Annotated in this window: 7 protein-coding genes; 4 read left to right on the top strand and 3 right to left on the bottom strand. The window is 63.0% G+C overall.

Annotated elements, in window-relative coordinates:
- Positions 1 to 84 precede the first annotated feature (84 nt).
- Together AACR77_RS02045 and fdhD are read right to left on the bottom strand one after the other, a co-directional pair.
- On the bottom strand, positions 85 to 2,382 hold the full coding sequence (locus AACR77_RS02045) for an FdhF/YdeP family oxidoreductase (protein ID WP_042879464.1): 2,298 nt from the start codon (positions 2,380 to 2,382) through the stop codon (positions 85 to 87).
- Positions 2,366 to 3,151, bottom strand: a complete 786-nt coding sequence (fdhD, locus tag AACR77_RS02040; RefSeq protein WP_042879462.1) for a formate dehydrogenase accessory sulfurtransferase FdhD — start codon at positions 3,149 to 3,151, stop codon at positions 2,366 to 2,368. Before fdhD ends, AACR77_RS02045 begins: the two co-directional genes overlap by 17 nt.
- A 161-nt stretch (positions 3,152 to 3,312) precedes the next feature.
- On the opposite strand from fdhD, the gene AACR77_RS02035 reads away from it, so the two are divergent.
- A complete protein-coding gene (locus AACR77_RS02035) occupies positions 3,313 to 4,191 on the top strand; it encodes a LysR family transcriptional regulator (RefSeq protein WP_042879468.1) in 879 nt (292 codons plus the stop codon).
- A 99-nt stretch (positions 4,192 to 4,290) separates the two neighbouring features.
- Here AACR77_RS02035 and AACR77_RS02030 read toward each other — a convergent pair whose 3' ends face one another.
- Positions 4,291 to 7,725: an ImpA family metalloprotease gene (locus AACR77_RS02030; RefSeq protein ID WP_042879461.1), complete on the bottom strand. Its 3,435-nt coding sequence runs from the start codon at positions 7,723 to 7,725 to the stop codon at positions 4,291 to 4,293.
- 403 nt (positions 7,726 to 8,128) lie between these two features.
- On the opposite strand from AACR77_RS02030, the gene ytfQ reads away from it, so the two are divergent.
- The 3 genes from ytfQ to AACR77_RS02015 form a co-directional block, all read left to right on the top strand.
- A complete protein-coding gene (gene ytfQ, locus AACR77_RS02025; protein ID WP_039039073.1) occupies positions 8,129 to 9,088 on the top strand; it encodes a galactofuranose ABC transporter, galactofuranose-binding protein YtfQ in 960 nt (319 codons plus the stop codon).
- A gap of 85 nt (positions 9,089 to 9,173) precedes the next feature.
- Positions 9,174 to 10,682, top strand: coding sequence for a galactofuranose ABC transporter, ATP-binding protein YtfR (gene ytfR, locus AACR77_RS02020; RefSeq protein ID WP_042879466.1), 1,509 nt, complete (start codon positions 9,174 to 9,176; stop codon positions 10,680 to 10,682).
- A gap of 1 nt (position 10,683) precedes the next feature.
- Positions 10,684 to 11,011 (top strand): ABC transporter permease subunit (locus AACR77_RS02015; protein ID WP_042879459.1); only part of this gene is annotated, 328 nt, incomplete at its 3' end.

The raw sequence follows: 11,011 nt of genomic DNA, 5'->3' as shown, positions 1-11,011 counted from the left end.
GGTTAGCCTTTCAACATGTAATTGGGACAGCGCCATAAAAAACCCCTGCCATGGCAGGGGTCGGACGGTATCCATGTCAGGGGATCAGAGCGTGACGGCCAGGCTCTCGACCGAGGCGGCGCTTGGGGTCACCAGCACGGGCACCGATTTGGAGGTGGGGGTGAAGGAGCCCTCCCCTATGCTCTCGATGGCCACCAGGGGGTTGGTCTCCGGGTAGTAGGCGGCGATGTTGCCTTTCGGGATCTCGTAGAAGATGACGCTAAAGCCCCGCACCACCCGCTCGCGCCCGTCGTTGCACACCGCACTCATGTCCACCCGCTGCTCCTCGGCGAGCCCCAGCCTCCTGGCATCCTCCTCGTTCATGAAGACCACGTTGCGTCGCCCCTTGATGCCGCGATAGCGGTCATCCATGCCATAGATGGTGGTGTTGTACTGATCGTGGGAGCGCAGGCTCTGAAGCAGCAGCACGGGCTGGTCCACCATCTGCTCCGCGTGGCTGGTGCACTCGGGCAGGATGGAGTCCGGCAAACGGCTCGCCCTGAATTCGGCGCGCCCGCTCGCGGTGTTCCAGCGCAGCAGGGCGGCGCTGTTCTCCAGATGGAAACCGCAGGGCTCCTCGATGCGGCGGTTGAAGTCGCCAAAGCCCGCGATGGTCTCCTCGATGAGATCCCGCAGCAGCCCGTAGTCATCCCGCAGCGCCAGCCAGTCCACCCGCTCGCTGCCGAGCGTTGCCTCGGCCATGCGGGCCACGATGTCTATCTCGGAGAGACAGAGCGGCGAGACCGGCTCGTTCATCCCGGTGGAGGCGTGCACCATGCTGAAGGTGTCCTCCACGGTGATCTTCTGCACCCCGGTGCGCTGCTGATCGAGCTCGGTACGGCCCAGGCAGGGGAGGATCAGGGCATCTTTTGACACCATGAGGTGGCTGCGGTTGAGCTTGGTGCTGATCTGCACGTTGAGCTCGCTCCTTCGCATCGCTTCATAGGTGAACTCGGTATCCGGCGCGGCGGCTGCCAGGTTGCCCCCAAGGCAGATGAGCACCTTGCTCTTGCCGCCATGAAGGGCTTTGAGGGCCTCGTAGACGTTGTGCCCCGGCGTGCGCTTGAAGCCCACCGGGAAGCGGCGCTCCAGGCGATCGAGGAAGGCGGCATTGGGTTTCTCGTTGATCCCCATGGTGCGGTTGCCCTGCACGTTGCTGTGACCGCGCACCGGACAGAGTCCGGCCCCCGGCTTGCCAATCTGGCCGCACATCAGGTGCAGGTTGACGATTTCGCGAATGGTGTCGACCGAATGCTTGTGCTGGGTGATCCCCATGGCCCAGCAGCTGATCACGCTCTCGCTGCTTGCGAAGATCTGCGCCGCCCGGGTGATCGCCTCCCGACCGAGGCCGGATTGCACCTCGATCTGCGTCCACTCCGTGGCCTTCACCTGGGCCAGGTAGTCGTCAAAGTGCGCGGTGTGCTGCTCGATGAAGGCGAGATCGATGCGCCCCCCCTCCTCTTCCAGGATGTATTTCGCCATGCCGCGAATGGCCGCCATGTCACCGCCCAGCTTTGGCGTGAGGTACTGGTGGCTGATGGTGGTGGCCGCCGGGGTCAGTAGCTCCGCCGGGCTCTGGGGGCTTGCGAAGCGCTCGAGGGCCACCTCTTTGAGGTTGTTGAAGGTGACGATCTGGCACCCCTGGCGCGCCGCCTTGCGCAGGGCGTTCATCATGCGCGGGTGGTTGGTGCCCGGGTTCTGGCCAAAGACGAAGATGGCTTTGGCGGCGTCGAAATCATCGAGCACCACGGTGCCCTTGCCCACCCCGACGGACTGGATGAGCCCCACCCCGCTCGCCTCGTGGCACATGTTGGAGCAGTCGGGGAAGTTGTTGGTGCCATAGAGGCGGCCAAACAGCTGATAGAGATAGGAGGCTTCGTTGCTGGCGCGTCCCGAGGTGTAGAACTCCACCTCGTCGGGGCTGGCCAGACTCTTGAGTTTGTCGGCGATGAGGGCAAACGCCTGATCCCAGCTCACCGGCTCGTAGTGATCGGTGGCCGGGTTGTAGCGCAGGGGCTCGGTCAGTCGCCCCTGGTATTCGAGCCAGTAGTCGCTCTGGGTGGCGAGGCGACGCACCGAATGCTCGGCGAAGAAATCGGCCCCCACCGTCTTGCCGGTGGATTCCCAGGCCACCGCCTTGGCGCCGTTCTCGCAAAACTGGAAGGCCCCCTGCTTGTTGTCCCCCCAGGCGCAGCCGGGGCAGTCGAAGCCGTCGGTCTGGTTGACCCGCAGCAGGTTCTTGATGTTCTGCCGGGTCTTCTGGCTGCGCAGCACCTGCTTGAAGGTGGACTGCAGGGAGGAAAAGCCGCCGGCCTTGGCCGGTTTCTCAATATGACTGGACATGGGAGTCTCCAACGTGATCCTGGGCGCGGGGGCTGGCATAGCAGACCGGGGCATCGGATCGGGGCACATGGATCAGGGTCAGGTTGTATTTTTGGGCCAGTCGCACCGCGAGCTGACTGGGTGAAGCAAGGCTGATGAGGTGAGCGGCGCCAAATTGCACCGCCTTGTGAATGAGTTCGCTGCCGCAGCGGCTGGTGATGACCAGCGTATCGGCCTGCACCGGCTGGCGCAGTTGCATGCCGATGAGCTTGTCCAGGGCGTTGTGCCGCCCTATGTCCTCCCGGCAGGCCAGGATCTCGCCGCGCTCATCCAGCGCCAGGGCGGCATGAAGGGCGCCGCTCTGGCGGGCCTTGCTCTGCCAGGGGACGATGCGCTCCCGCAGATCCTGCAAAGAGGCGGTGTCGAAGGGGGCGTCCGGGGTCAGCGGGGTGAGCACGGGCAACGCATGTTCGATGGCCTCCACCCCGCAGATGCCGCAGCCGCTGGCACCGGCCAGGCGGCGCTTGCGCTGGCCAAGCACTGCCAGACAGCGGTTGGCGATGGTGACATCGAGCACGATGCCGTGCTCGGACGGGGTGCTCTGGATATCGTGTACATCGTGGTTGCCCCCGATGATCCCCTCGCCAAACAGAAAACCGATGGCGAAATCGTCGAGATCGTCCGGGGTGGCCATCATGACGGCATGGTTGATGCCGTTGATGTTGACGGACACGGCCACCTCCTCCACCAGCTCATCCAGACTGGGCAACCGTGAATTGAAAGGGATCATGCGAGACGCTTATAAGCTGTATTCGGGCCTCAAGTTTAGATAAGCCGCCGCGCCAAAACCAATGAAACAAATCTATTCACCAATAGATAACTTCTATTGTCATCGGGATGTCGATTGATTAAATTTGTCGCTCATTGCCTTTGCCTGCTGCCATTACCACGATGAATATCAAGCAGTTGCACTATTTCTACGAGCTGGCCCAGCACCGTCACTTCGCCAAGGCGGCCAAGGCTTGCTTCATCACCCAGCCGACCCTGTCGGCCAGCATCACCGCCCTGGAGAAGTCACTTGGCACCGAACTGGTGGTGCGCAACAGCCAGTTCGTGGCCCTGACCCAGGCGGGGGAAGTGGTGCTGCACCACGCCGAGCGGATGCTGCAGGAGCAGGATGCCATGCGCCAGGAGCTCAGCCTCTTTCGGGGCGGGCTGTCGGGTGCGCTGCGCATCGGCGTCGTGCCCCAGTCGAGCATCGACATCATGCCGCTGCTCAAGGGGTTCAACGACGCCTACCCCAAGGTGGGCCTGCACCTCTGCGTGATGACCCATGCCACCCTGATGGAGCAGCTGGATCTGCATCGCATCGACATCGGGCTCGGCTTTGACGAGTTGCTCACCGAGCATCAGCGCCGGGCCCTCGACGTCCAGCTTCGCCACCCCAACCCCATGGCCCTGCTGGGCCCCCTGCCTGCCCACTGCGCCCCGACCGGGCCGCTGACCCTGGCGGACTTGCAAGATCTCCCCCTGATCCTGCCAAGCACCACTATGCAGTTTCGCCGCTACCTGGACGAGGCCGCCGCCCGCCAGCAGATCAGCCTGCGGGTGGTGCTGGAGACCGACTCCCTGTTCCACCTGGTCAACGGGGTGAGCCACGGCCTGGGCTGCGCCGTGGTCAGCGCCGGCATCGCCGCCACCGCCCAGCAGCTCTTCAAACTGCCCTGCCATCCCTTGAGCGATACGAGCGCAGGCACCATCGCCTTCATCACCCGAAAACACAGTGTCACCCCGGCCATGAAGGCGTTTCTCGGCCTGCTGAAGGCGTGAATCCCCCCGCAGGGCTACGAGGCTCAGCGCGAGTACCGCCCTTCTCCGGCTGGCCTGCGCTGACCAAGAAAAAACGCCCCTGAGGGCGTTTTTTCTTTATTAGGGAACAGGACAGCTGGCCGGCGATCCCTGGTCGCGAGGCCAGAGGGTGCTGCCATCCGTCTCGGAGAGGGGCAGGAATGTCAGCCCCTCGCTCATGTTGACGGGCGGGAGATCGTCCTCCAGCACGTACATCCCCATGGGCAAGGCGCCCGAGGGCTGGTTCGCCTGCACCTGAGCGGCGGCGAGCGTCGAGTAGCGCAGACCCAGCAGATCGAAGTGGCTGCGCCAGTCCAGGCCGGTGAGCCTGCCGAGGGCGACCAGCATGAAGTCGTTGCCCGGTATGTCTCGCACCTGTTTGCCGCCATAGACCCCATGCCCCTGGAAGGGGAAGAGGCCAAAGCCGAGCCTGTCCCTGTTGGCATTCCAGTCGTTCTCGTTGTCGGCAACGGCGCCGAAGATCCGTGAATGCTGGTAGAGCAGGGTGAAGATATTGAAGCCGTTGCTCAGGCGGGTGCCGTCCGCCAGCCTCATACCGTGGGCACGCAGCGCCATCTGGATATAAAACGCCATGCGATAGCCATTGTTCACCGCATAGGCATTTCTCCGCCAGGGCGCCTCGTAGCGACTCTCCCCCGCATCCAGCACCTTGCAGTTGGCCCCCAGCACCACCCGGTTGCCGCTCTTGTCCGTCACCCCGGCCGCGTCGGACATGAAGGCATAGAACAGATCCTTGTGATTCATGTGACCATCTTTGATGGGCGCGCTGTTGCCATCGCGCAGATAGTGGGCCTGCCACTTCACCACATAGGGGAAGATGTTGTTGGAGTTCTCCCCGGCGCGGCTGCCATAGCCGCGCCAGTTGTCCGTATCGCTGGCGGCGGCATAGTGCACATTCAGGCGCTGGGTTTGCAGGTTGTGCCCCAGCTCGTGATTGTCCAGCCAACCGGTCGGGCTGATGCTGCCGGAAGAGTCCCAGGGGTTGCCGCTGCAGCCGACCCCGCAATGGGCATTCTGGTCGTAGTTGGCATGCTGGATGATGGTGCGGGTATGCAGTGACTCATCGAGACACAGATCCCCCAGCAGCGCGACACAGGCGCGCCGGACCTCGCATGGCAGCGACTCCTCCAGGCGCTTGCCCTGGATCTTGAAGCCCGCCAGGGTATAGACGCTGTTGATATGATCCCGGGAGATGCTCTCCAGCAGGGCATCGGTGTCGGCAATGGCCCCCCCGATGGCCCCGGTGAAGCGATCCCGGCGCAGATGCTGCTCGGCGCCATCGGCCCTGAGATCGACATGGGGCAGCTCGGTCTGCTCCAGCCGCTCGTTGAAGTCCCGGATCTGCTGCTCGTCACTGAAGTCCAGGATGGCCGGATGGCGGGTCACGCCGGTGGCGGTCACCTCCACTTGCAGCGCCCCGGCTCCCCCCTCCAGGTGGAGATAGACAGGGCCCCCATAGGGCGAGGTGAAGCTGACGCTGCCGCCCTTGTTCAGGGGAAGCCGTCCGCTGGCCAGCTCCAGCGGCGCCCGATAGACCTTCTGTTCATAGGCCCGGTTGGTGTTGGGTCTGTGGTAATTGAGCCGAACGGTAGCGGAAACATCCTCAGTATCCGTGCGACTCAGGGTGATACGCTGCCCCGGCAGGGCATACCAGCCCGTCGAGGTCCACTGCCCGGAATAGGGCACCGAGATGCGGCGGCTGTCGCTGATGACGGCGGGATAGGCGTAATGGGCCTGATCTCCCTTGAACAACTGGCTGCGATCGACGACGTACTCCCCCAGATCGGGCTGGGCCGGGTTGCGAACACGGGCATAGCTCACCAGCCAGTCGGCAAACATCGCCCGCTGCCAGGCCTGATGCTCGTCCCAGGCGATGGGGTAATCGATGGCGACGCGGTATTTGTCGGCCAGCAGCAGGCTGGCCGGCAACAGCGCCAGGCCGCCGCGGGAGAAGGGGCTGATCCCCGCCTTGTCCAGGGTGATGGCGGCATTCCTGAGCCAGTCGGCGCCATTCTTGAACTGCACATTGAACTCATCGACACCGCCGCAATTGAGGAAGTTGCCGCTGCAGGCATCCAGCCATTGGGTGCTGAAATACCCCTCCTTGAGGTTGCTCAGCAACGTATCGACCGCCATCAGCTGGGGATCTGGCGCCATGATGGTGCTCGCCGCCAGATTGCTGGCCTTGAGCTTCGACCAGTAGTTGCCCCAGGTCACCAGCCCCATATCCAGATAGAGGGGCGCCAGCAATGGGCTCGCCTCTCGCCGGTAGTTGGAGAGCAGCAACGGGATCCCGGCGGCCTTCGCCTTGGCGATGGCCTGGGCTATGCCCTGGTATCCCAGCCCCTGGCGATCGAGGTCGCTTATCACGATGAGATCCGGCGCCATGCGGTCGATGCAGGCACCGAGGGCCTGATAATCGCACTCATCGGCCTGGTTGATGCTGTGGGCGTCCGGATACATGGCCTTGAGCCAGTCCCGGATCCCCTCGTTATGGGGAAAATACCAGCTGTCGGCGCGACTCGGCACCTGGGCGGTCAGGATGCGAAGGCCATCGTCATCACTGTCCCTCCCCCGGGTCAGCCAGCCGATCAGCCCCTTGAGCAGCGCCTCGCTCTGGGGGGTGCGATCCACCGCAAACAGGTTCGCCCCCATGGCTGCCCGGCGATACTCATCCTGCTCGGAGACCATCACCAGGCCGCGGATCTCGCTCTCCCCCTTGCCATTGATGTTGGAGGGAAGCAGGGTCAGGGTGTTTTCGGGCTGGAAGCTGGAGAAGGTGATGGAGTCGTGGCTCGGGTTCCAGCTGATGGCCCCCAGACCCTGATAGAGGGTGCGAACCAGCTCGGTGCGACGCGCCTCGCTGTCGGCGATGGCGCCACGGGCATGGGCGATGAGCTCAACGTCGCTGGCGAGGGCGTGATCCTCACGGGCAATGGCATGGGCGGCATGCTTGATAAAGCGCGCCGACACCTGGCAATCGGCGCCCATGGGGCCCGTGATGTAGTCGTGCCCCTGCAGGGTGCCGTCACAGCCCTCTATGCGCTCCAGCACGAAGCCGGCGTCGGGCGCGACGGTGAAACGCCCCCGCTCACCGGCGCTCAGGCGCAGGCTGACCGGGCTCAGCCGCCCACCCTGGCTGCTCTGGGTGGTGGCCTCGAAATAGACGGGGGCCGTCTCCTGAGTGAAGCTCGCCGAGACCTGGCAATCGCCGCGCATGGGGCCCGTGGTATAGGTGAGGCCGTCCAGCGTCCCCTCACAACCCGCAATCTGCGCCAACACATAGCCGGCGTCGGGTGCTACGGTGAAACTGCCCTGCTCACCGGCGCTCAGGCGCAGGCTGGCCGGGCTCAACTGCCCACCCTGGGTGCTCTGGGTGGACGCCTCGAAATAGGTTGTTATCGTGGGGGGAATGGCATCGTCTTTCCCGCCTTCTCCACCCCCGCATCCATTCATGGCAAAGGCCAGCAAGGGTGTGAGAATGACTCTTCTCATCTTCTATCCTCCTCTCTACCAGGCTGTTTGGGGCGGGCAGTGTAGGGGGCGTGCGGCGTAATTTCAACCCTGAACGAATCCCATTTTAAGCTCCGATTAGCCGGGATCGCCTTCCCTCGCCTGGCGGCACTTCACTCCCCGGGCGGTCGACCCCGCAAGAGAATGGCAGCCCCTTCCATAGAGGGCCAGACACTCTGGCTTGTGGAATAAATATGCAGAAAAACCAGCATAGTCCGCGCGCCATATATGAACTTGTCTGCTGTTTGTATGAAGCATCATGCTGCCGAAAATTTTCTGTGAGCCACCTCCCGCCGTTTAATTCAAGAGCCTATAACCTTGACCCGTACAATAAAAACTTGACGTGTTCCGGTTTATTTCACCATGCATCACAAAGGAGTGTCATATGTATAAAAAAGTGAAACTTGCGAGCATTATCAGCACCCTTATTCTCTCGGCCACTGCATATTCTGCAGAGATGACCGTGGGCTTCTCGCAAATTGGTTCTGAATCCGGGTGGCGAGCTGCAGAAACCTCGGTCGCCAAGAGCGAAGCCCAAAAACGCGGCATCATCCTGAAAATTGCCGATGCCCAGCAGAAACAGGAGAACCAGATCAAGGCCATTCGCTCCTTTATTGCCCAGGGGGTGGATGCCATCTTTATTGCCCCCGTGGTACAGACTGGTTGGGAGCCGGTATTGCAGGAGGCGAAAGAGGCCGAGATCCCGGTCTTCCTGCTGGATCGCAATATCACGGTAAAAGATGACGGTCTCTTCATGACCGGGGTCGCCGCCGACAGCGTCCACGAAGGGGAAGTGGCAGCCCAGTGGCTCATCAAGCAGCAGGATGGCAAACCGTGCAACGTGGTGGAATTGCAGGGCACAGTGGGTGCCAGCGTGGCGCTGGATCGCAAGAAGGGCTTCCTCGACACCGTCTCGGCCGTGCCCACCATCAAGATCATCCGCACCCAGTCCGGCGACTTCACCCGCAGCAAGGGCAAGGAGGTGATGGAGAGCTTCATCAAGGCGGAAAATAGCGGCAAGAATATTTGCGCCGTCTACGCCCATAACGATGACATGGCCATCGGCGCCATCCAGGCCATTAAAGAGGCCGGGCTGAAACCGGGCAAGGATATCAAGATCATCTCCATCGATGGCGTGCCGGATATTTTCAAGGCGATGATCGCAGGCGAAGCCAATGCCTCGGTGGAGCTCACGCCGAATATGGCGGGACCGGCCTTCGATGCCCTGCTGGCCTATAAGAAAGATGGCACCCTGCCCCCCAAACATATCAGGACGGAGTCCAAACTGTTTGAGCCCGGGAGTGCCGAGGCGCAGCTCGAGCTGAAAAAAGACATGGGTTATTAATCCCGCTCCCCCGCCAGACTGTCACATAGCGCGCCATATAAGTGATTGAACTTGTATGGCGCGCTATATCGGAGAGCCAATGTTCATGTCAGAGAACACTCACGATGTCGTATTGAATGCCCGCGGAATATGCAAGGCGTTTCCCGGAGTACGGGCCCTGCATCAGGTGGACTTCTCCCTGCGCCGCGGAGAGATCATGGCGCTGCTCGGCGAGAACGGGGCCGGCAAGTCCACGTTGATCAAGACCCTCACCGGTGTCTATCAGCGAGACGCCGGCCGTATCGAACTCGATGGTGTCCCCATTTCCCCGACGGACACCGCCCATGCCCAGCGTCTGGGGATAGGCACCGTCTATCAGGAGGTCAACCTGCTGCCGAACATGTCGGTGGCAGACAACCTCTTCATCGGCCACGAGCCACGCCGTTTCGGCTTCATCGACCGGGGCGCCATGACCCGGCAGGCCAGCGCCATCATGGCCAGCCACGGCTTCGAGATGGATGTCACCCTGCCCCTCGACCACTACTCGGTCGCCATGCAGCAGATTGTGGCCATCGCCCGGGCGGTGTCACTCTCCGCCAGGATCCTGATCCTGGACGAGCCCACCGCGAGCCTGGATGCCAGCGAAGTCCAGATGCTCTTCTCCCTGATGACGCGCCTGCGGGATCAGGGGGTGAGCCTCATCTTCATCACCCATTTTCTCGATCAGGTCTACGCCATCAGCGATCGCATCACAGTGCTGCGCAACGGCGAGCTGGTCGGCACCCGCGACACCCAGGCACTGCCACAACTGGAGCTGGTCAAGATGATGCTGGGACGCGAGCTGGACGACAATGCCCTCAAGCGGGCGGGCAAGACACTGCGCAGCAACCAGCCCATGGTGTCGTTCAGGGACTATGGCAAGCGGGGAGTCATCGCCCCCTTCAGTCTCGACGTCATGCCCGGGGAGATAGTGGGCCTCGCCGGCCTGCTCGGGTCCGGTCGTACCGAGACCGCCGAGCTGATGTTCGGCATAGTCCCGAGCGATAGCGGCGAGTGCCGGGTGCGGGACAAGCCGGTGACCATCCGCTCTGCACGCCAGGCGGCCGCCAACGGCTTTGGATTCTGCCCGGAGGATCGCAAGAGCGCCGGCATCATCGCCTCGGCCTCGGTACGGGAGAACATGGTGCTGGCCCTGCAAGCCCAGCGGGGCTGGCTGCGCCCCCTGTCTCGCAAGGAACAGGACGAGATCACCGCCCGCCTCATCGAGCAGTTGGCGATCAAGACCCCGGGCCCGGAGCAGCCCATCCAGTTTCTCTCCGGGGGCAACCAGCAGAAGGTGCTGCTGGCCCGCTGGCTGCTCACCAAGCCCCAGTTCCTGATCCTGGACGAACCCACCCGGGGCATAGACGTGGGGGCCCACGCCGAGATCATCCGGCTCATCGAATCCCTCTGCGCCAACGGGCTGGCCCTGCTGGTCATCTCCTCCGAGCTCGAAGAGCTGGTGGGCTATGCCGATCGGGTGATTGTCCTGCGCGACAGAAAGCAGGTGGCAGAGCTTGCGACGGACGCCCTGAGCGTCCCTGCCATCATGAACGCCATTGCATGTGAGGCCTGATATGACGTCATCCATCCTCCCCCTCGCCAAGGGGCCCAGCCCCCGCCGGCCCTGGCCCACGGGCTCGGCCCAGTGCGCCGCCCTGGTGTGCGTGCTGCTCATCAACGCCCTGGTCGCCGACAACTTCTTCGCCATCCACATCCAGGATGGGCGGCTGTTTGGCAGCCTCATCGACATCCTCAACCGCTGCGCCCCTGTGGCCCTGCTCGCCCTCGGCATGACGCTGGTGATCGCCACCGGCGGCATCGATCTGTCGGTGGGCGCCGTCATGGCCATCAGCGGGGCCACCATGGCCAGTCTGGCCACCGGCGGTCACAGCCTGCCGGTCA

The organism is Aeromonas sp. ZOR0002 (assembly GCF_963866995.1).
Classification (GTDB): domain Bacteria; phylum Pseudomonadota; class Gammaproteobacteria; order Enterobacterales; family Aeromonadaceae; genus Aeromonas; species Aeromonas caviae.
The sequence above is the reverse complement of the archived record's forward strand: the minus strand, read 5'-3'. Positions and strand labels throughout refer to the sequence as shown.